The 19,939-nt window shown below is 67.3% G+C and carries 19 protein-coding genes; 9 read left to right on the top strand and 10 right to left on the bottom strand.

The features are described 5' to 3' along the window. Positions 1 to 379: methyl-accepting chemotaxis protein (locus N878_RS17465; RefSeq protein ID WP_031303382.1), on the top strand; the 379-nt coding region annotated here is incomplete at its 5' end. 60 nt (positions 380 to 439) lie between these two features. Here N878_RS17465 and N878_RS17460 read toward each other — a convergent pair. Together N878_RS17460 and N878_RS17455 are read right to left on the bottom strand one after the other, a co-directional pair. Further along, positions 440 to 1,363 carry a MalM family protein gene (locus N878_RS17460; protein WP_021444888.1) on the bottom strand — a complete coding sequence of 308 codons (924 nt, stop codon included), beginning with the start codon at positions 1,361 to 1,363 and terminating at the stop codon, positions 440 to 442. A gap of 97 nt (positions 1,364 to 1,460) precedes the next feature. After that, the gene (locus N878_RS17455) at positions 1,461 to 2,735 is read right to left on the bottom strand and encodes a maltoporin (protein WP_021444887.1); all 1,275 of its coding nucleotides are present in this window, start codon (positions 2,733 to 2,735) and stop codon (positions 1,461 to 1,463) included. Between the two features lie 364 nt (positions 2,736 to 3,099). Here N878_RS17455 and N878_RS17450 point away from each other — a divergent pair, with 364 nt between their 5' ends. Beyond that, complete coding sequence (locus N878_RS17450; RefSeq protein WP_021444886.1) at positions 3,100 to 4,770, top strand: glucan 1,4-alpha-maltotetraohydrolase domain-containing protein; 1,671 nt, start codon at positions 3,100 to 3,102, stop codon at positions 4,768 to 4,770. Between the two features lie 105 nt (positions 4,771 to 4,875). Here the strand turns inward: N878_RS17450 and N878_RS17445 are convergent, their stop codons facing one another. The 3 genes from N878_RS17445 to N878_RS17435 form a co-directional block, all read right to left on the bottom strand. Then, positions 4,876 to 5,346, bottom strand: coding sequence for a Crp/Fnr family transcriptional regulator (locus N878_RS17445; RefSeq protein ID WP_021444885.1), 471 nt, complete (start codon positions 5,344 to 5,346; stop codon positions 4,876 to 4,878). Between the two features lie 123 nt (positions 5,347 to 5,469). Beyond that, a complete protein-coding gene (locus N878_RS17440; RefSeq protein WP_021444884.1) occupies positions 5,470 to 7,092 on the bottom strand; it encodes a methyl-accepting chemotaxis protein in 1,623 nt (540 codons plus the stop codon). 113 nt (positions 7,093 to 7,205) lie between these two features. Further along, positions 7,206 to 9,248, bottom strand: a complete 2,043-nt coding sequence (locus N878_RS17435) for a S9 family peptidase (RefSeq protein WP_021444883.1) — start codon at positions 9,246 to 9,248, stop codon at positions 7,206 to 7,208. Positions 9,249 to 9,362: 114 nt separating this feature from the next. On the opposite strand from N878_RS17435, the gene N878_RS17430 reads away from it, so the two are divergent. From N878_RS17430 to N878_RS17415, 4 genes are read left to right on the top strand one after another with little or no spacing between them, the layout of a single operon-like run. After that, positions 9,363 to 9,827, top strand: coding sequence for an MFS transporter (locus N878_RS17430; protein WP_021444882.1), 465 nt, complete (start codon positions 9,363 to 9,365; stop codon positions 9,825 to 9,827). Between the two features lie 58 nt (positions 9,828 to 9,885). Beyond that, entirely contained in the window at positions 9,886 to 10,332 is a 447-nt protein-coding gene (locus tag N878_RS17425) for an HIT family protein (RefSeq protein ID WP_021444881.1), read from the top strand. Between the two features lie 4 nt (positions 10,333 to 10,336). After that, on the top strand, positions 10,337 to 11,110 hold the full coding sequence (locus N878_RS17420) for a class II glutamine amidotransferase (RefSeq protein ID WP_021444880.1): 774 nt from the start codon (positions 10,337 to 10,339) through the stop codon (positions 11,108 to 11,110). Positions 11,111 to 11,125: 15 nt separating this feature from the next. Next, complete coding sequence (locus tag N878_RS17415) at positions 11,126 to 11,650, top strand: DUF2937 family protein (RefSeq protein WP_021444879.1); 525 nt, start codon at positions 11,126 to 11,128, stop codon at positions 11,648 to 11,650. A 7-nt stretch (positions 11,651 to 11,657) separates the two neighbouring features. Here the strand turns inward: N878_RS17415 and N878_RS17410 are convergent, their stop codons facing one another. Together N878_RS17410 and N878_RS17405 are read right to left on the bottom strand one after the other, a co-directional pair. After that, positions 11,658 to 12,836 carry a VWA domain-containing protein gene (locus tag N878_RS17410; protein ID WP_021444878.1) on the bottom strand — a complete coding sequence of 393 codons (1,179 nt, stop codon included), beginning with the start codon at positions 12,834 to 12,836 and terminating at the stop codon, positions 11,658 to 11,660. A gap of 188 nt (positions 12,837 to 13,024) precedes the next feature. Then, positions 13,025 to 13,870 carry a MoxR family ATPase gene (locus N878_RS17405; protein ID WP_021444877.1) on the bottom strand — a complete coding sequence of 282 codons (846 nt, stop codon included), beginning with the start codon at positions 13,868 to 13,870 and terminating at the stop codon, positions 13,025 to 13,027. Between the two features lie 208 nt (positions 13,871 to 14,078). Here N878_RS17405 and cysK point away from each other — a divergent pair, with 208 nt between their 5' ends. Next, positions 14,079 to 15,053 carry a cysteine synthase A gene (gene cysK / locus N878_RS17400; RefSeq protein ID WP_021444876.1) on the top strand — a complete coding sequence of 325 codons (975 nt, stop codon included), beginning with the start codon at positions 14,079 to 14,081 and terminating at the stop codon, positions 15,051 to 15,053. A gap of 69 nt (positions 15,054 to 15,122) precedes the next feature. On the opposite strand, the gene N878_RS17395 is transcribed toward cysK, so the two are convergent. Beyond that, positions 15,123 to 16,013: a DMT family transporter gene (locus tag N878_RS17395; protein WP_021444875.1), complete on the bottom strand. Its 891-nt coding sequence runs from the start codon at positions 16,011 to 16,013 to the stop codon at positions 15,123 to 15,125. A 211-nt stretch (positions 16,014 to 16,224) separates the two neighbouring features. Here N878_RS17395 and aceK point away from each other — a divergent pair, with 211 nt between their 5' ends. After that, the gene (gene aceK, locus N878_RS17390) at positions 16,225 to 17,943 is read left to right on the top strand and encodes a bifunctional isocitrate dehydrogenase kinase/phosphatase (protein ID WP_021444874.1); all 1,719 of its coding nucleotides are present in this window, start codon (positions 16,225 to 16,227) and stop codon (positions 17,941 to 17,943) included. Between the two features lie 92 nt (positions 17,944 to 18,035). Then, complete coding sequence (locus tag N878_RS29620; RefSeq protein WP_021444873.1) at positions 18,036 to 18,170, top strand: hypothetical protein; 135 nt, start codon at positions 18,036 to 18,038, stop codon at positions 18,168 to 18,170. A gap of 39 nt (positions 18,171 to 18,209) precedes the next feature. Here N878_RS29620 and N878_RS17385 read toward each other — a convergent pair whose 3' ends face one another. Together N878_RS17385 and N878_RS17380 are read right to left on the bottom strand one after the other, a co-directional pair. Continuing rightward, entirely contained in the window at positions 18,210 to 18,938 is a 729-nt protein-coding gene (locus tag N878_RS17385; RefSeq protein ID WP_021444872.1) for an MBL fold metallo-hydrolase, read from the bottom strand. A gap of 421 nt (positions 18,939 to 19,359) precedes the next feature. Further along, positions 19,360 to 19,939 (bottom strand): thiamine pyrophosphate-dependent enzyme (locus tag N878_RS17380; RefSeq protein WP_021444871.1); only part of this gene is annotated, 580 nt, incomplete at its 5' end.

Here is a 19,939-nt window from a genome sequence, read left to right as displayed (position 1 = left end):
GGCGCAGCGCACGCAGAAATCCACCGAGGAGATCGAGGCGCTGATCGCCGGGCTGCAGAGCGGCACCCAGCAGGTGGCGGCGGTGATGCGCAACAGCCGCAACCTCACCGACAGCAGTGTCGAGCTGACGCGCAAGGCCGGCGACTCGCTGGGCAGCATCACCCTGGCGGTGTCCAACATCCAGTCGATGAACCAGCAGATCGCCGCCGCCGCGGAGGAGCAGAGCGCGGTGGCCGAGGAAATCAGCCGCAGCATCCTCAGCGTGCGCGACGTCTCCGAGCAGACCGCCACCGCCAGCGACGAGACGGCCAAGTCCTCGGCCGAGCTGGCGCGTCTGGGCGGCCAGCTGCAGGCGCTGGTCAGCCGCTTCCGCGTGTAGTCGCGCTGTACAAAAAAAGGGCGGCCGAGGCCGCCCGAATCATCCCTGGAGGGGAAGCCGTCACTTGATTTCGATGCGCTCGAGCAGATAGGCCTTGGCGCTGGCGTCGCCGACCCGCTCGGCCTCGTCGGCCAGGCGCAGGGCGCGTTGCAGGTCCTTGCCGGCGAGGGCGGCGTCGATGCCCTGGCGGTAGTAGGCCTGGGTCTCCGGCAGCACGGCCGGGGTCGGTACGCTGGGCAACTGGTTGCCCATCTCGCGGCCGATGCTGAACGGCGGCACATAGGTGTTGGCCTGCTGGCCGGCCACCTTGTCCTCGATCAGCACCATCTTGATCACCCCCACCGGCGCATGCTGGGCCACCGGGTCGGGAATGTTCGGCGCCTCGTTGCCGAGGGCGCGGGCGAAGGCCTTGGCCGGGTGCTCGATGACGGTCTGGCCGCGCCGCTGCGCGTCGCTGGTGTAGAGCACCAGGTAGTGTTCGTTGCCGGGATTGTCCGGGTACAGGCGGTCGACGCGCAGGCGCGCGTCCAGGCTGTCGCCCTTGAAGCCGGAAGCCGGGGCGTAGACGAAATCCTCGGCGCCGAGCAGGCGGGTGACGCGGAACCGGCTGTCGAGCAGCATGGCGTTGGGCGCCAGTACCGTGTCGCCGGCCTGGCTGTACAGGCGGATCTCGAACGACTTGCTGGAGGCCGGCAGCTGGAAGGCGCGGAAAAAACTCTTGCCGCTGTCGAAGGCGAAGGCCGGGGCGTTGGCGTCGATGCGCACCTCGCCGCTGAAATTCACCGCAATCGGTTGGTAAGGCAGCTCGCGCAGCGAGGCGCAGCAGGAGGGGGCGGCGGCCAGGGCTTGCTCGGCGCTGTCGGCGGAAGTCTGCAAGGGCGCCGGGCTGGCGCTCAGCGCGTCGATGCGGCGCAGCGGTTCGCTGGCGCAGCCGGTCAGCAGCAGGGCGAGCAGCGCGAGGCTGGCGATCTTGAACGGTGGCATGGGTTATTCCTCTTTTTATGTCACGCCTGGTAAAAGGCCCCGGCCTATTGCAGAACCGGGGCAAGGACCACAGGAGCAGCGTTGGTGCGGTTGGCCGTTACCACCAGGCCTCGGCCTGGACGCCGAAGGTGAGGCCGTCGTCGTCGCCGGCGTCGATGGATTCGCTGGCGGCGTTGTACTTGTCGCCGTCCCACATGGCGTAGGTGGCGAACACGCGTATCTGCGGGCGCGCCCAGAAGCTGCGGCCGGCCGACCACTGCTGGGCGAGGGTGATCTTCTTCAGGTCGCGCGACTGCTCGCCGTCGGCCTGCGGGTCGATATGGTCGTAGCCGAACTCCAGCGCGGTGCTCATGGTGTCGGTCCACTTGTACACCGGGCGCACGCCGAACGATGCCCAGGTCTGCCCGGAGTCATTGTCGAAGTCCTTATCCTCGTAGATCTGCACGTACATCATCTCGATGTCGTCGGTCAGACCGACCACGCCCTGGTTGACCAGGCGGAACATCTTGCCGTCGCTGTTGCCGGTGCTGTTGCGCCCGGTGCTGCCGACGATGCCGTCGGTGCCGTACTGCAGGGCGAGCTTGTTGAAGCCGCCGAACCAGTTGCCCTGGATGTGCTGCACGGTGAGCAGATGGCCCTTCTGGTCGGTGTAGCCCGGGTCCTTCTCCTGCAGATCGGTGAGGTTGGCCTTGCCGTAGTCGTAGCCGAACTCCAGCTTGGCGTCGGTGTTGAAGTCGATATCGGTCAGGCGCAGATCGAGGGTGTCGTTGGCCACGTTGGTGCCGGTGCCGGTGCCCTCGTAGACGTAGTCGCCATCGTTGTTGCGCATCCAGGCCACGTGCGCCTTGGCGAAGCCCAGGTCGATGTCCTCGACGCCGGCGCCGGGGCCGGAAACGTCCCAGTAGTAGTAATCGTTGATGTGCACGTCGTTGCGCTTGTAGTAGCGCTTGCCCGCCCACAGGGTGGCGCCAGGCAGGGCGGGCAGGAAGTTCTTGGCCTGCACGTTGAACTGGCGGATCGAGCTGGTGCCGTTGTTGAAGGCGCTGCCGCTGTCGCTGTCGGTGGCCTCCCAGTCGTTCGCCTGGTCCGACTTGTAGGCGATCATGCTGTCGATATAGAAGCTCTGCTCGCCTTCCTTCCACACCTCGTGGCCGAGACCGATCTCGGCGTAGGTCTCGCATTCGTTGCCGAGGCGGTACTTGGCCGGCGCGCCGGCGGCCTGGAAGCAGGCCTGGTCGCCGCCGCCGGCAGTGGCGCCGATGCCGGAACGCATGTAGCCATGGAAGTCCAGGGCCAGGGCCGGGGTGGCCAGCAGCATGGCGGCGAACAGGGCGCTGGGACGCAGCAGCTGGGCGGGTTGCATGGTGTTCATCGTGGGGTCCTTTGTTCTTGTTGGATTCGGAGTCGGACTTACGGGGCGCGACCGGAGCAGGCAGTCGGCCGGCGGCGCTGTGGGCAAGAGTCGGGGAAGGCGACGCCGGCAACATCCTCCCCGGGGCGCTTTTTTCCAGGCGGAGCGGCGGGGCGTAGCGCGGCGCTAGGGGGGGATGGCGCAGGCGTGGCTGTCCTACGCCTGCGCCCTACGCCGGGAGAAAGTGCGCGGGGGAGGTTGGGGGTATGCGCACGGGGCGGCAGGCTGCCCTGATCGGGTCGCCCGCGCGCGGCCCGATCAGTCCATCCGGGGGCTGGCCCCCGTAGTCGGATGCTCACGACAATGACAAGAACGGAGCTTCAAGATGAACCGATACCTGCGACTGGCCGCCCTGACCCTGGCCCTGGTACCGCTGGCCTACCCCTGGGGCAATCTGCTGCGTGCCGCCGACGCGCCGGGCAAGAGCGCCAGCGGCGTGCGCTATCACGGCGGCGACGAAATCATCCTCCAGGGCTTTCACTGGAACACCGTGCGCACCACCTCGAGCGACTGGTACGCGACCCTGGCCAGCCTGGCGCCGACCCTGGCCGCCGACGGTTTCAGCGCAATCTGGATGCCGGTGCCCTGGCGCGACTTCTCCAGCTGGAGCGACCCCGGCAACGGCACCTCGGGCGGCGGCGAAGGCTACTTCTGGCACGACTTCGACAAGAACGGCCGCTACGGCAGCGACAGCCAGCTCAGGCAGGCCGCCAGTGCGCTGAATGCGGCCGGGGTCAAACCCATCTACGACGTGGTGCCCAACCACATGAACCGCGGCTATCCGGACAAGCAGATCAACCTGCCGGCCGGCCAGGGCCTGTGGCGTCACGACTGCAATGATCCCGGCAATTACGCCAACGACTGCGACGACGGCGACCGCTTCATGGGCGGCGACGCCGACCTCAATACCGGCCACCCGCAGAACCAGGCGATGTTCCGCGACGAGTTCGCCAACCTGCGTAGCCAGTATGGCGCCGGCGGCTTTCGCTTCGACTTCGTCCGCGGCTACGCCGGCGAGCGGGTCGCCGGCTGGATGAGCGATGCCCACGACAACGGCTTCTGCCTCGGCGAACTGTGGAAGGCGCCAGGCGAATACCCGAGCTGGGACTGGCGCCACGGTGCCAGCTGGCAGCAGATCCTCAAGGACTGGTCCGATCGCGCCAAGTGCACGGTGTTCGACTTCGCCCTCAAGGAGCGCATGCAGAACGGCGGCATCGCCAACTGGCGCCACGGCCTCAACGGCAACCCCGATGCGCGCTGGCGTGAGGTAGCGGTGACTTTCGTCGACAACCACGACACCGGCTATTCGCCCGGCCCGCACGGCGGCCAGCACCACTGGCCGCTGCCGGACGCTCGGCTGAAGCAGGCCTACGCCTACATCCTCAGCAGCCCGGGCACGCCGGTGGTGTACTGGCCGCACATGTACGACTGGGGCCATGGCGACTTCATCCGCCAGCTGATCCAGATCCGCCGTGCGGCCGGGGTCAAGGCCGCCTCGGCGATCCAGTTCCACTCGGGGTTCTCCGGCCTGGTGGCGACAATCAGCGGCAGCCAGCAGCAACTGCTGATCGCCCTGGACTCCAACCTGTCCTCGCCCGGCCAGGTGGCCAGCGGCGATTTCAGCCAGGCGCTCAACATCGATAACGGCGCGATCCGTATCTGGCGCAGCGGTCAGGGCGGCGGCGAAGAGCAGGGCGAGCTGGTCAGCGTCGACTTCCGCTGCGACAACGGCGTGACCCAGTGGGGCGACAGCGTCTACGCGGTAGGCAATGTCGCCCAGCTGGGCAACTGGAGCCCGGCCGGCGCCGTGCGCCTGAGCGACACCAGCGCCTACCCGAGCTGGAAGGGCAGCATCGCCCTGCCGGCCGGCCAGCAGGTGCAGTGGAAGTGCATCATCCGCAGCGAAAGCAACCCGACGCAGGTCAAGACCTGGCAGCCGGGCGGCAACAACGCCGTGATGGTGACGGCCGGGGTCAGCACGGCGGGGAGTTTCTAGCCCACTTGTTGGTGCGCGCGGCCGAGGAAGACGCCGATGGCGCGAACCCTAGGGGTGCGCCCTGTGTTCACCCTACGGGCCAGCCGACGCCGCCGGGACCCCGGCTCAGACCTGGTTGACCAGTTGCCCATCTGCCATGCGCAAGCGTTTCGACATGCCCACGGCGATGGCGCGGATGACCTGGGCGGCGGCTTTCGGCGCTTCCTGCAGCATCTTGTCCAGGGCGTCCTTGCCCAGGGTCAGCAGCACGCTGTCGCTGGCCGCGATGCACGTGGCCGAGCGCCGTTCGCCGTCGAGCACGGCCATTTCGCCGAAGGCGCGGCCCTTGCGCAGGCAGGTGATCTCCACCTCCTCGCCGCTGACGTTGGTCTTGCGCACCGAGACGGCGCCCTGCTGGAGGATGCACATGAAGGTGCCGGCATCGCCTTCGCGGAAGATCAGCGTGCCTTCGTCGATCTTGCTCAGGCTGAAATAGCCGGCAGCGGTGAGTACGTCGCCGGCCGGCAGTTGGTCGAACAGGCCGCAGTCCAGCAGCATGTCGCGGATGGCGTCGATCAGGTGGGAAGTGTCGGGCATGGTCGGGCGGTATGGCGAGAGCGGGGAGGCGACCTTAGCCGCAACGGCAGGCGTTGCCAATCGCTGTTGGTCGCCTGCCGCGGCGTTTCTCGAGGCCGTTCACGCTCTCGCCTGCACGGGCGCTCAGAAGCTGAAGCGGCGCATCACCCCCTGCAGGCGCTCCGACATGCCCTGCAGCGCGCGGATGGCCTGGACGATGCCGCCCTGCGCCGCGGAGTTCTCCTCGACTATCTGCGCCACCTGTTCGACGTTCTGCGCCACCTGCTCGCTGGCGGCGCGCTGCTGCTGCAGGGCGGTGGCGATGCTGCCGACCGACTGCAGCGATTCGTCCAGCGCCTGGCGGATCTCACCCATCGCCGCGGCGCTGCGTTCGACCAGCTGCAGGCCGTTGTCGACCCCCGCGCAGGTCGCCGCCATGCTGCCGTGCGCCTGACGCACACCGCCGTGGATGGCCTCGACCAGGGCGACGATCTCGGTGGTGGATTGCGCGGTGCGCCCGGCCAGGCTGCGCACCTCATCGGCGACCACGGCGAAACCGCGGCCCTGCTCGCCGGCGCGCGCGGCCTCGATGGCGGCGTTCAGCGCGAGCAGGTTGGTCTGCTCGGCAATACCGCGAATCACCTCGACTATGGCGCCGATATTGCCCGATTGTGCTGCCAATCGTTGGATGTCCGCCGAGCACTGCGCCACCAGGGCGGCGACCCGGCGGATTTCTTCGATGGCCTGGCCGGTCACCGCCAGGCCGCTGTCGGTCAGCTCGCCGGCCTGCTGCGCGCGGTCGTGGGTGTGCTGGGCGTTTTCGGCGATATGGTTGATGCTCACCGCCAGCTGCTCCATGGTCGCGGCCATCGCCGCGGCGGTGTCGCTCTGGATATTGGCGCTGTTGAGCACCTGTTCGGAGGAGGCGGCCAGCTGCAGGGTGGCACACTCGATCTGCTCGGAGGCCTCGCCGATATTGCCGATCACGTCGTGCAGGCCGTGGCGCATGGCCTGCACCGACTTCATCACCCCGCTGCTGGCGCGGCCGTCCGCCGGCGCGCCATCCAGGCGACCGGCGGCGATGCGCGCGCTGATCGCCTCCAGCTCGCCGGGTTCGGCGCCCAGCTGGCGGCCGAGGCGGCGGCTGAAATACAGCGCATGGGCGCTGCCCAGCAGCAGGGCGAGCAACAGCAGGGCCAGGCTCAGGCGCAGATTGGCGGCGTACTCCGCCTCGCCCAGCTGGAACTGGTGCTTGGCCTCCACCAGTTGCACCTCGATCAGCTCGGCGAACTTGGCCGACAGCGGGTCGATCAGCGGGTACAGCTCGCTGCCGGCGAAGCGCTCCAGCGCCGCCTGGTCGCCACGGGCGAGCAGGCTCTGCAGCTGCTCCAGCGGCGGCCCGGCGCGCTCCATCAGCGGGGCGATCTGCTCGATCAGGCGGCGTTCCTCGGCGATCAGCTCGGTGGCCAGGTAGGCCTGCCAGGTTTGCGTGATGCGCTGCTGGGCCTGTTCGATCAGCTGCTGCGCGGCGTGGCTGGTCAGTTCGCTGCTGCGCGCCTTGTGCGTGGCGTCGACTATGTTCACCGCGTAGAGGTCGGCGATCAGCTTGAGGTCGCGCAGCGGCACCACGCGATCCAGGTAGACGGTCTGCAGCCCGCCGACGGTGGCTTTCAGCCCGTGCAGGCCGAGCAGGCCGACGGCCAGCAGGGCGCTGAGCAGGGCGCCGGCGAGCAGCAACAGGTGGGTGCGAATCTTCCAACTCTTCATGGCGGATCTTCCTTGGCGGCAGGCAGGAAAAGGACGCTTATGGCCTTTCGCCATAAGCGTGCCTTCAGCCTAGATCAGATTCCGCAGCTGGCGAGCGAAAGCTGATTGCTCGGTCAGCCTTCGGCGAGGCCCAGCACCTTGAACAGGAACGCGTATTCCAGGGCCACGTCGCGGATGCCCTGGTAGCGCCCGCTCATGCCGCCGTGGCCGGCCTCCAGATCGGTCTTGAGCAGCAGCAGGTTGGCGTCGGTCTTGCGCTCACGCAGCCGTGCCACCCACTTGGCCGCTTCCCAGTACTGCACGCGGCTGTCGTTGTAGCCGGCCACTGCGAGGATCGCCGGGTAGGCCTGCGCGCGCACGTTCTCGTAGGGTGCGTAGGCCTGGATCCGCGCGAACACCTCGGGCTGGTTGGGGTCGCCCCATTCGTCGTACTCGGTCACCGTGAGCGGCAGCTCCGGGTTGAGCATGGTGTTGAGCACGTCGACGAAGGGCACCTCGGCGATGGCCGCGGCGAACAGCTGCGGGCGCTGGTTGAGCACCGCGCCGATCAGCAGGCCGCCGGCGCTGCCGCCGCTGATGGCGAGCTGCACCGGGGTGGTCAGGCCGGCGTCGATCAGGTGTTCGGCGCAGGCGATGAAGTCGCCGAAGGTGTTGGGCTTGTGCTCCAGCTTGCCGGCGCGGTACCAGGCCTCGCCCATCTCGCCGCCGCCGCGCACGTGGGCGATGGCGAAGACGAAACCGCGCTCGAGCAGGCTCAGGCGGGCATGGGAGAACCAGGGATCGAGGCTCTCGCCGTAGGCGCCGTAGCCGTAGAGGTAGAGCGGCGCCGGCGTGCCGGCGGCGAGCACCTCGCGGCGTGCTACCAGGCTGATCGGCACCTGCGTGCCATCGGCCGCGGTGGCCCACAGCCGGCGGCTCTCGTAGGCCTCGGCATCGAAGGGGCCTTCCACCGGGGTCTGCTTGAGCACCTGCTGGGCGCCCGTGGCCAGCTCCAGCTGGCGGATCTGCGCCGGGCGGCCGAGGGCCTCGTAGCGCAGGCGGATCACCGTGCTGTGGAACTCCAGGCCGTCCTGCACGTGCAGGCTGTAGGCGGCGTCCGGCAGTTGCACCCGGTAGGCGGCCGCGCCCTGCGGCTGCACTTCCAGCACCGGCAGGCCGCCCTCGCGCAGGCTCAGCACCAGGGCGTCGCGGTTGAGGGTGACGCCTTCGAGCATCACCGCCGGGTCGTGGGCGCGGATTTCACGCCAGTGCGGGCGCTGCGGTGCGGCTTCGTCGGCGGCGTAGAGGGCGAAGTTGATGCCGCTCTGGTTGCTGCGGATCAGCCAGCTCCAGGCGCCGTCCTGCAGACCGTGGTCGACGTCGTACTCGTGGCCTTCCTCGCGTGGCGCCAGGCAGACGAAGGCGTCCTGCGGCCGTTCAGCATCCAGTACCCAGACTTCGCTGGTGGTCTTGCTGCCGAGCTGGAGGATCAGCTGGCGTTCGGAGCTGGAGCGGTAGCAGTGCAGGAAGAAGCGCCCGTCGCCCTCCTCGAACACTGCTTCGGCGCCATCCGTACCGAGGCGGTGGCGGTACAGCTTGTAGGGGCGGTGGGTGTCGTCCAGTTCGGTGAAGAACAGCGTCTGACTGTCGTTGGCCCAGGTCATGCTGCCGTCGCAGTCGTCGAAGGGCAGCTCCTGGATCTGGCCGCTGTCCAGCTCCTTGACGAACAGGCGGTAGATCTCGTCGCCGCTGCGATCCAGGCTGTAGGCCAGACGGCGTTGGTCCGGGCTGATGCTGAAGGCGCCGAGCGCCAGGTAGCCGCCGCCGGCCAGGGCGTTGGGGTCGAGCAACAGCTGCTCGCTGGCGGCGTCGAGGGTCAGCGAGCCGTCCGCCGGTTTGCGGCAGCGATAGTGGCGCGGGTACTCGTCGCCGGCGGTGGTGCGCTGGAAGTAGAGGTAGTCGCCCCAGGGCACCGGCAGCGACAGGTCGGTTTCGCGGATGCGTCCCTTGATCTCCTCGAACAGCCGCTCGCGCAGCGCCTGCTGCGGCGCCAGCTCGGCCTCCAGGTAGGCGTTTTCGGCGCGCAGGTGGTCGAGCACCTCGTCGCTATCGCGATTCTCCAGCCAGCGATAGGGATCGGCGCCGGATTCTTGGCGGGCGATGGGGGCAGCGATCATGCGACGACTCCAGGGCGGCGCGGCCGACGGCAGGGGCGCCGGGCCGGGGAAAAGCCGTTATCATAAGCGCCCCTCCGTCAGCCCCGCCAACTTCGAGGCCAGGATCGCCGCTTTATGATGAACGAGAACGACTATCTGCTCGCCTGGGCCGCCTATGGCGTCGCCGCCCTCGGCTGCCTGCTGGTGTGGCTGCGCATGACCAGCTGGATGTGGCGCTACCTGCGCGAGCCGTTGCGGGTGCTGGTGGCGGTGCTGCTGCTGAGCCCGACCATAGTCGACCCAGCGCGCGAGTTGTTCGCCCCGGCCATCGCGGTGACCGCCATGGACCTGCTGCTCAAGGTGGGCAACAACGCCTGGCGGGCGGTGGCCGACCTGACCCTCTACAGCCTGATCGCCTTCGCCCTGTACCTGGTCTTCGTCGCCGTGCGCTGGCCCATCGAGCGCTGGTGGCAGCGGCGCCGCGAGGAGACTGTGGTGGAGGACGAAGACCCGCGCACCCTGCGCGAGCTGATGGAACAGGACGACGAGCGCCTGGCACAGCGCTACGAGCGCGGCGGCCGACTGGAACCGCGCCTCTGACCCTTGCGCCTGGCCGGTTAGCCGGTCAGCATGATGGCCATCGTGGATGGGAGGCCTCATGGACTGCGTATTCTGCGCCATCGCCGCTGGCCGTTTGCCGGCGCACCAACTGTACCGGGACGAGGATTTCATCGTCCTGCTGGATATCTTTCCCATGCGCCCGGCGCACGTGCTGATCGTCAGCCGCGCCCATGCCCCCTTCCTCGAGGATCTGCCGGCGGCAGTGCGCGACCGTCTGCTGGCCCTGGCTGACAAGATGGCGGCGGCGTTGCGCACGGCGGGCTACGGCCGCGAGGGGATCAACCTGCTGATCAACGACGGCCCCGATTCCAACCAGCACGTGCCGCACCTGCATCTGCACCTGATCCCGCGACGCCGCGGCGATTTGCCGGCGCTGCTCTGGCGCCTGCTGGTGCGTTTCCTGCCCCTGGGCCGTCGGCGTTTGCAGGCACGCCTGCAATCCGAGGCCGAGCAACTGCGCCGTGCTCTCGGCGAGGAGAACTGACTCGATGTGCGAATTGCTCGGCATGAGCGCCAACGTCCCTACCGATATCGTCTTCAGCTTCACCGGGCTGATGCAGCGCGGCGGGCGCACCGGGCCGCACCGCGACGGCTGGGGCATCGGCTTCTACGAAGGCCGGGGCCTGCGTCTGTTCCAGGATCCGCGGGCGAGCAGCGAGTCGGAGGTGGCGCAGCTGGTGCAGCGCTACCCGATCAAGAGCGAGGTGGTGATCGGCCATATCCGCCAGGCCAACGTCGGCCAGGTGTGCCTGGCCAATACCCATCCCTTCGTGCGCGAGTTGTGGGGGCGCAACTGGTGTTTCGCCCACAACGGCCAGCTGACCGGCCTGGTCGGTGCCACCAGTTTCTACCGGCCGGTGGGCGACACCGACAGCGAGGCGGCCTTCTGCGACCTGCTCAACCGGGTGCGCCGCGCCTTTCCCGAGCCGGTGTCGGTGGAGATGCTGCTGCCGGTGCTGGTGGCGGCCTGCGCCAGCTACCGCCAGCTCGGCGTGTTCAACTGCCTGCTCAGCGACGGCGACTGGCTGTTCAGCTTCTGTTCGAGCAAGCTGGCGCATATCACCCGGCGTGCGCCCTTCGGCCCGGCGCAGCTCAAGGACGCCGACCTCAAGGTGGATTTCCAGGCCGAAACCACGCCGAACGACGTGGTCACGGTGATCGCTACCGAGCCGCTGACCGACAACGAACAATGGACGCTGTACCAGCCGGGCGAGTGGCGGCTGTGGCGCCGTGGCGAATGTATCGCCGACGGCAAGGCCTGAGCAGGAGGGGGAGGGATGTTGCGAAGCTATTTGCGCCTGGCGCTGTTCGCCTGCGGTCTGCTGCTCGGCGTGCAGGTGCCGGGCTTCGTCGACGACTACGGCAAGCGCGTCGAGGCCCATCGCCTGGAATCGCAGCAGAGCCTCAAGGGCTTTCAGGACACCGCGCGGCGCTTCTTCAAGGGCGACCTGGATGCGCTGGTCGCGCACTACCGGGTCAGCGACGATGCGGTGATGCGCAGCGACGCGCAGAGCGTGGCCCACCTGGTGCAGCGCGCGGCCTTGCTGGAGCGCGAGTGGCAGGCCATGCAGGGGCCCTGGTACGCCCAGGCCTGGCACCTGGTCACGGCCGCCGACGGCGAACTGTTCGAGGAAACCCTCGACGCCTACCGCTACCAGGTGCTGCTGACTCCCGAGGCGATGCTCTGGGGCCTGAGCTGCGCCTTGCTGCTGGCCTGGCTGGCGGAGTCGCTGGCGCTGCTGCTCGCCTGGATGCTGGGCATGGGGCAGACGCGACGCACCCAGCAGCGCCACTGGCGCTGAACCTCCGTCACTTGGACAGGAACTTCATGCCGTCTTCCAGGCCCTGCAGGGTCAGGGGGTACATGCGGTCCTCGATCAGCTCACGGACGATGCCGGTGGAGGCGGTATAGTTCCAAGTGTCCTTGGGGTAGGGGTTGATCCAGATGAGCTTCTTGTACTTCTCCATGAAGCGCTTCATCCACACGTAACCGGCTTCCTCGTTCCAGTGCTCGACGCTGCCGCCGGCCTGGGTAATCTCGTAGGGCGCCATGGCTGCGTCGCCGACGAACACCACCTTGTAATCGGCGCCGTACTTGTGCAGCAGGTCCTGGGTGGCGGTGCGCTCGCTGGTACGGCGCATATTGTTCTTCCAAACGCTTTCGTAGATGAAGTTGTGGAAGTAGAAATATTCCAGGTGCTTGAACTCGGTCTTGCAGGCGGAGAACAGCTCCTCGCAGACCTTGACGTGGGCGTCCATCGAACCGCCGATATCCAGCAGCAGCAGGAGTTTCACCGTGTTGCGCCGCTCCGGGCGCATCTGGATATTGAGCAAGCCGCCGTCCTTGGCGGTGTGGTCGATGGTGCCGTCCAGATCCAGTTCCTCGGCGGCGCCTTCGCGGGCGAACTTGCGCAGGCGGCGCAGCGCCACCTTGATATTGCGCGTGCCCAGCTCGACCTGGTCGTCGAGGTTCTTGTACTCGCGCTGATCCCACACCTTGACCGCTTTGCCCTGGCGCTTGCCGGCGTCGCCGATGCGGATGCCCTCGGGGTTGTAGCCGCCGGAGCCGAACGGGCTGGTACCGCCGGTGCCGATCCACTTGTTGCCGCCGGCGTGCTTTTCCTTCTGCTCTTCGAGGCGCTTCTTGAATTCCTCGATCAGCTTGTCCAGGCCGCCGAGGCTCTGGATCTGCGCGCGTTCCTCGTCGCTCAGCAGGCGCTCGAACTCCTTGCGCAGCCACTCGTCGGGGATCATCGCCTCGATATGTCGGTCGAGGTTCTCCAGGCCCTTGAAGTAGGCGGCGAAGGCGCGGTCGAACTTGTCGAAGTGGCGTTCGTCCTTCACCAGGATGGCACGCGACAGGTAGTAGAACTCGTCCATGTCGGCGAACACGACGTTGTGCTTGAGCGCGTTGATCAGGTCGAGCAGCTCGCGCACCGACACCGGCACCTTGGCCGCGCGCATTTCATTGAACAAATTAAGCAGCATGGCTGCGCCCTCATGTCAGTTCTGGCCGGGCTGCTGCGCGTCGGCCATGCGGCGTTGAAAGCTCGCTGCCCATGCTCACGTACTGCAGTACGCTGCGCTGTTCAGCTCGTTTTCGCCTTGCCTGGCTCTAGCTCGCGAGCCCTGTATCGAGTGGGTTGCGCGCCAGCCGACGCGCAGCAGCCCGATTTTTACCGAGAAGCGCGGCGTGCCATAAAGGCCAGGCGTTCGAGCAACATCACGTCCTGCTCGTTCTTCACCAGGGCGCCGGCCAGCGGCGGGATGGCCTTGGTCGGATCGCGCTCGCGCAACACCGCCTCGCCGATATTGTCGGCCATCAAGAGCTTGAGCCAGTCCACCAGTTCGCTGGTCGAGGGCTTCTTCTTCAGCCCCGGCACCTTGCGCACGTCGAAGAACACGTCGAGCGCCTCGGCCACCAGTTCACCGCTGATGTTCGGGTAATGCACGTCGACGATGCGCTTGAGGGTGTCGCGGTCGGGGAAGGCGATGTAGTGGAAGAAGCAGCGGCGCAGGAAGGCGTCCGGCAACTCCTTCTCGTTGTTCGAGGTGATGATGATGATCGGGCGCTGCTTGGCCTTGATCGTCTCGTTGGTTTCGTAGACGTAGAACTCCATCTTGTCGAGTTCCTGCAACAGGTCGTTGGGGAACTCGATGTCGGCCTTGTCGATCTCGTCGATCAGGAGGATCACCCGCTCGTCGGCCTCGAAGGCCTCCCACAGCTTGCCCTTCTTGATGTAGTTGCGAACGTCGTGGACCTTGTCGGAATCGAGCTGCGAGTCGCGCAGGCGGCTGACCGCATCGTACTCGTACAGGCCCTGGTGGGCCTTGGTGGTGGACTTGATGTGCCAGGTGATCAGCTTGGCGCAGAAGGCCTCGGCCAGCTGCTCGGCGAGCATGGTCTTGCCGGTGCCCGGCTCGCCCTTGACCAGCAGCGGGCGCTGCAGGGTGATGGCGGCGTTGACCGCGAGCTTGAGGTCGTCGGTGGCGACGTAGGACTGGGTGCCTTCGAACTTCATCGGAAAATCCTCGAACGGTAACGCGCGGGGCCGGCCCGCTGCAGAGATTCAGACGGTGACTATAACGCGCAGGCCCGGCGGCTGTGAACGTGGACGCGGTATTCAGTCACTGAATGGCGAGTCACCCGGCTTTCGGTCTGCTGGCTGGACGGCGTCGGGCGGCAGGCATAGGCTTGAGGCTTTTCCCGTCATGCCAAGGACTTCCGACATGAGCCGCATCTTTGCAGACAACGCCCAGGCCATCGGCAACACGCCGCTGGTGATGATCAACCGCCTGGGGCCGAAAGGGGTCACCATCCTGGCCAAGATCGAGGGGCGCAACCCGGCCTACTCGGTCAAGTGCCGCATCGGCGCCAGCATGATCTGGGACGCCGAGGAGCGCGGCGTGCTCAAGCCGGGCATGTGCATAGTCGAGCCGACCTCGGGCAACACCGGCATCGGCCTGGCCTTCGTCGCCGCCGCACGCGGCTACAAGCTGCTGCTGACCATGCCGGCGTCGATGAGCCTGGAGCGGCGTAAGGTGCTCAAGGCCCTCGGCGCCGAGCTGGTGCTGACCGAGCCGGCCAAGGGCATGAAGGGCGCCATCGAGAAGGCGGCCGAGATCGCCGCTTCCGATCCTGCCACCTATTACATGCCGCAGCAGTTCGACAACCCGGCCAACCCGGCGATCCACGAGAAGACCACCGGCCCGGAAATCTGGCGCGACACCGATGGCGCCATCGACGTGCTGGTGGCCGGCGTCGGCACCGGCGGCACCATCACCGGGGTGTCGCGCTATATCAAGCAGACCCAGGGCAAGCCGATCCTCTCGGTGGCGGTGGAGCCGATCGGCTCGCCGGTGATCAGCCAGACCCTGGCCGGCGCCGAGGTCAAGCCGGCGCCGCACAAGATCCAGGGCATCGGTGCCGGCTTCGTGCCGAAGAACCTCGATCTGGCCATGGTCGATCAGGTCGAACAGGTGGCCGACGACGAGGCCAAGACCATGGCCCTGCGCCTGATGCGCGAGGAGGGCATCCTCTGCGGCATCTCCTGCGGTGCGGCGATGGTCGCCGCGGTGCGCCTGGCAGAGAAGCCGGAGATGCAGGGCAAGACCCTGGTGGTGATCCTGCCGGACTCCGGCGAGCGTTACCTGTCGTCGATGTTGTTCGACGGGCTGTTTACCGAGCAGGAGCTGCAGCAATAGTCATTACCGCCTTACAACAAAGCCGCCCTCGGGCGGCTTTTTCGTAGGGTACGCCGTGCGCTCCGCCGCTCAGGTTCTGGCCATGCTCGGCCTGACCACCAGCCATAGTGCCACGCTGATCAGCGCGCAGCCCGGCAGGTAGGCCCAGCTCAGCGGCTCGCCCAGCAGCAGGGCGCCCCAGAGCACGCCGAACGGCGGGATGAGGAAGGTGGTGGTGCTGGCCTTGATCGGCCCGATATCCGCCAGCAGGCGGAAATACAGCACGTAGGCGAAGGCGGTGCAAAGCAGGCCGAGGCCGGCCAGCGACAGCCATACATTCGCTCCGCCCCAACTGGGCGGCGCCTGCAGCGCCAGGCTGCCGGCGAACAGCGGGGCGAGGAACAGGCTGGCACCGACCAGGCTGGCGAAGGCGGTCAGGCGGTTGTCCAGGCCGCCCTGCTGGCCGATCCAGCGTCGGGTGAGGAAGCCAGCGAAACCGTAGCAGGTGGTGGCCACCAGGCAGGCGGCGGCGCCCAACAGCAGCTCGAGGTCGAAGGCCACCGGCCCGGTACGGGTCAGCACCGCCACGCCGAGCAGGCCGAGGAACACCCCGGCGGCCTTGCTCGTGGTGATGCCCTCGTGGAAGAACAGCGAGCCGATCAGCACGCCCATCAACGGCGTCGTCGCATTGAAGATCGCCGAGTAGCCGGCCGGCAGGATCAGCGCAGCCAGGCAGTACATGGCCGACGGCAGGCCGGCGTTGATTACCCCGAGCAGCAGGCAGGCCCTGAGCTTGCCGCGAAAATCCCAGCCCACCCGCATCAGCAGCAGAAAGGCGAGCAGGCCGAGGGCGCCGAAGCTGGCGCGGAAGAAGGCTGTGGGCATGCTGCCCAGCACCGGCGCGGCGACGCGCATGAACAGGAAGCTGGCGCCCCAGATGGCGGCGAGCAGCAGCAGGCGGAGCAGGTCGGCGGTACGCAAGGCGGGGCATCCGGCAGGTGGGGAGCGAGAGTGTTGCCGGCTGCCGCCGTTCTGGCAATCCGCATCGCGCTTTCGAATGGGGCCTGTGCCAGCCCGTCGCCCGGATGAAATCCGGGAGGACTTGGGCGATAGTCCCCGGATTGCATCCGGGCTACGTTTTGCCGGCTTTGCGGCTAAGCTCGCTTCACTCATTTCCTTGCGAGGCACTTCCATGGCGCAGCAATGGCCGGCCGGCGAGATCGCGCAGCTGATCCTCGACGGCTTCGACGACTACCGCGAGCACTTTCGCCAGATCACCGACGGCGCCCGCGCGCGCTTCGAGCTGGCGCAGTGGCAGGAGGCGCAGCGGGCCTCGGCGGCGCGCATCAACCTGTACGAGGACAAGGTCGGCGAGACCCGCGACCGCCTGCAGCAGGTCTTCGACGAGGTGCTGCTCGAGGTCGGCCAGTGGCCGCTGGTGAAGAGCGCCTATATCGCCCTGATCGACCTGCGTTTCGACGACGAGCTGGCGGAAACCTGGTTCAACTCGATTTTCTGCAGCCTGTTCAGCCACGACCTGATCAGCGACGGCTGCATGTTCGTGCATACCACTCGGCCGTCGCTGCGCAGCCACCCCGGCGCGGCGCAGACGCGCAGCTACCGCCCGGCCGGCGAACTGGCGGACATGCTGCGGGCAATCTTCGAGGATCACCGTTTCGACGTGGCCTACGAGGACCTGCCGCGCGATCTGCAGCGGCTGGAGCAGCAGTTGCGCGCCAGTCTGCCGGATTGGGTGTGCAAGGACCCGGAGCTGTGCATCGAGCTGTTTTCCTCGGTGCTCTACCGCAACAAGGGCGCCTACCTGGTGGGGCGCATCTACACCCGCGACGAGCAGTGGCCGCTGGCGATCCCGCTGCTGCACCGCGAAGGTCACGGCATCCAGGTCGACGCGCTGATCACCGACGAGGCCGAGGTGTCGATCATCTTCTCCTTCACCCGCAGCTACTTCATGGTGGATGTGGCGGTACCGGCAGAGTTCGTCGGCTTCCTCAAGCGCATCCTGCCCGGCAAGCACATCGCCGAGCTGTACACCTCGATCGGCTTCTACAAGCACGGCAAGTCGGAGTTCTACCGCGCGCTGATCGGCCACCTGGCGACCAGCGACGACCGCTTCGTCATGGCTCCCGGCGTGCGCGGCATGGTGATGAGCGTGTTCACCCTGCCGGGCTTCAACACCGTGTTCAAGATCATCAAGGACCGCTTCTCGCACGCGAAGAACGTCGATCGCAAGACGGTGATCGAGAAGTACCGCCTGGTGAAGAGCGTCGACCGTGTCGGGCGCCTGGCCGATACCCAGGAGTTCGCCGATTTTCGCTTCCCCAAGGCCAAGTTCGCGCCCGAGTGCCTGGCCGAGCTGCTGGAGGTGGCGCCCTCCGCCGTGGTGCTCGAAGGCGATACCGTGCTGGTGCGCCACTGCTGGACCGAGCGGCGCATGACCCCGCTCAACCTCTATCTGGAGAATGCCAACGAGGCGCAGGTGCGCGAGGCGCTGGAGGACTACGGCCTGGCGATCAAGCAGCTGGCGGCGGCGAATATCTTCCCCGGCGACATGCTGCTGAAGAACTTCGGCGTCACCCGCCACGGTCGCGTGGTGTTCTACGACTACGACGAGATCTGCTTTCTCACCGAGGTGAACTTCCGCCACATCCCACCGCCGCGCTTTCCCGAGGACGAGATGAGCTCCGAGCCCTGGTATTCGGTGGGGCCGACGGATGTGTTTCCCGAGGAGTTCCCGCCTTTTCTGTTCGCCGATATCAAGCAGCGCCGGCTGTTCAGCCAGTTGCACGGCAACCTGTACGACGCCGACTACTGGAAGGGGCTGCAGGAGGCCATTGTTCAGGGCAAGGTGATCGACGTGTTTCCCTACCGGCGCAAGAGCCCGGTCGCTTGATCGGGATCAGTTGAATTCGCCGGCGGCGGGGCTAGGCTCAGTACAGGAGCCGTCCGGCTCCATCTCTCATGAACTTGGCAGGAGGTCGTACCATGCTCGCCAAGCTGCAACATCATCTGCACGCGCTGCTGCTGGCCTTCGGCTGGGGCGCACCCCGGGCCCAGCCCCTGCGAATCGACCCGGCCGAGCAGGAGCGTCTGCGCCGCGAGGCGCGCCAGCGGCGCTGATCCCTTCGTCCTGGGCGGTGCGTGCGGCCCCGCGGCACCCTAGAGGGCGTGGCGGGCGAACCAGGCATCCATGAGTGCGCGCATGCGCTCGCCGGAGAAGCTGGGAAAGTGCCCGCCGTGCACGACACGCACCGGCAGTTGGCGCAGGCGCGCGAGGCTGCGCGCGTAATCCTCCAGGTTGGAATGGTAGGCATCCTCGATCAGCGGGCCGTCGTAGAGGATGTCGCCGGAAAACAGCGTCTGCGTCTCCGCTTCCCACAGGCTGATACCGCCGGGGGAATGGCCGGGCGTGTGCAGCACCTGCAACACCCGATTGCCCAGATCCAGCACGTCGCCATCCTCGATCAGACGGGTGGCCGGCGCCGCCTTGACCCGATACTCGGCGTAGCACAGCGGGCAATCCGGATGGGCCTCGAACATTTCGTCGCCGACGAAGGCCGTGGCCAGGGTATTGGCGCCGGTCGGTGCGGCGAGTATCTCGGCCTCGGCCGGGTGCACCAGGCGCTCGGCGAATTCGTGATGGCCGGCGATATGGTCGAAATGGGTATGGCTGGCCACCGCCAGCAGTGGCTTGTCGGTGAGCCAGGGCAACTGCTCGCGCAGGCTGACCAGGCCCGAGCCGGAGTCGATCAGCGCGTCGCGCTCGCGGCCCTGCACATGCCACATGTTGCAGCGGTAGAAGGGGCGCACATAGGGCTCGTGGATCAGGCGCACGCCGTCATCCAGGCGGCGTACCTCGAACCATTGATCGCGGGCGACGATTCTCATGGCTGTTTCCTCAAGCTGGGTCGCGCACGGCTTTTTCGGGGGCGCGGGGGCGGCTAGGTCGTGCGCACCGATCAACCCCGAATTGCATCCGCGCTGCGAGCTCGCTGCTGCCGATCAGATAATTGTAGGAGCCAGCTTGCTGGCGATCGGTGAAGGATGGCAGCCACCGCTCCAGTTGGCTTGCCGCATTTCCTCCATCCGTGGAGGTCACCAGCTGGTTCATACGGGGGGATGCGTCAGGTCTGCTGCGCCCGCGGCAACAGCGCCCAGCGGCGCAGCTGTCGGTCGGGACGAACGCTGACAGCCGCAGATGAGGATGCCAGTGACCACCAGGCTGGGACCCGGCTAGGGGGCGATGGTGCCGTCGTCGGTTCTTGTGCTGATGGCCGTAGCCCGGATTGCATCCGGGCTACGGGGTGGTTCAAGGATGGAAGGGCGCTTGCTCCAGCACTTCGATGATCAGCGGGCGGTCGCTCGGCGCGGTGCGCAGCAGCTCGGCCAGGTGCGCGTGATCGCGCGCGCGTTCGGCGGCGCAGCCGAAGCCGCGGGCGATGGCCAGCAGGTCCGGGGTGTAGATATCCACGCCAAGCGGTTCGATATCGCGGCGCTGCATATAGCGCTTGATCTCGCCGTAGCCCGAGTTGTTCCACAGCAGCACGATGATGCCGACGCCGGCCTCCACCGCGCTGGCCAGCTCGGGCAGGGTGAACTGCAGGCCGCCATCGCCCATCAGGCTGATCACCGGGCGGCCCGGTTCGGCCAGCTTGGCGCCGATGGCCGCCGGCAGGCCGTAGCCCAGGGTGCCGTAGCCGGTGGAGGCGTTGAACCAGCGCCGCGCGCCGTCCAGTTCCACCAGGTGGTTGCCGCTGTACACCGTCTGCGTCGAGTCGCCGACGAAGCGCGCCTCGGGCAGCACCTCCAGCACGGTGTCGAACAGCTGACGGTAATGCCCCCAGCCGGCGAAATCCTCGGCCAGCTGCGCCTGCACGGCGGCCGTGCGG

Source organism: Pseudomonas sp. EGD-AK9 (assembly GCF_000465935.2).
In the GTDB taxonomy this organism is placed as follows: Bacteria; Pseudomonadota; Gammaproteobacteria; order Pseudomonadales; family Pseudomonadaceae; genus Aquipseudomonas.
The sequence above is the reverse complement of the archived record's forward strand: the minus strand, read 5'-3'. Positions and strand labels throughout refer to the sequence as shown.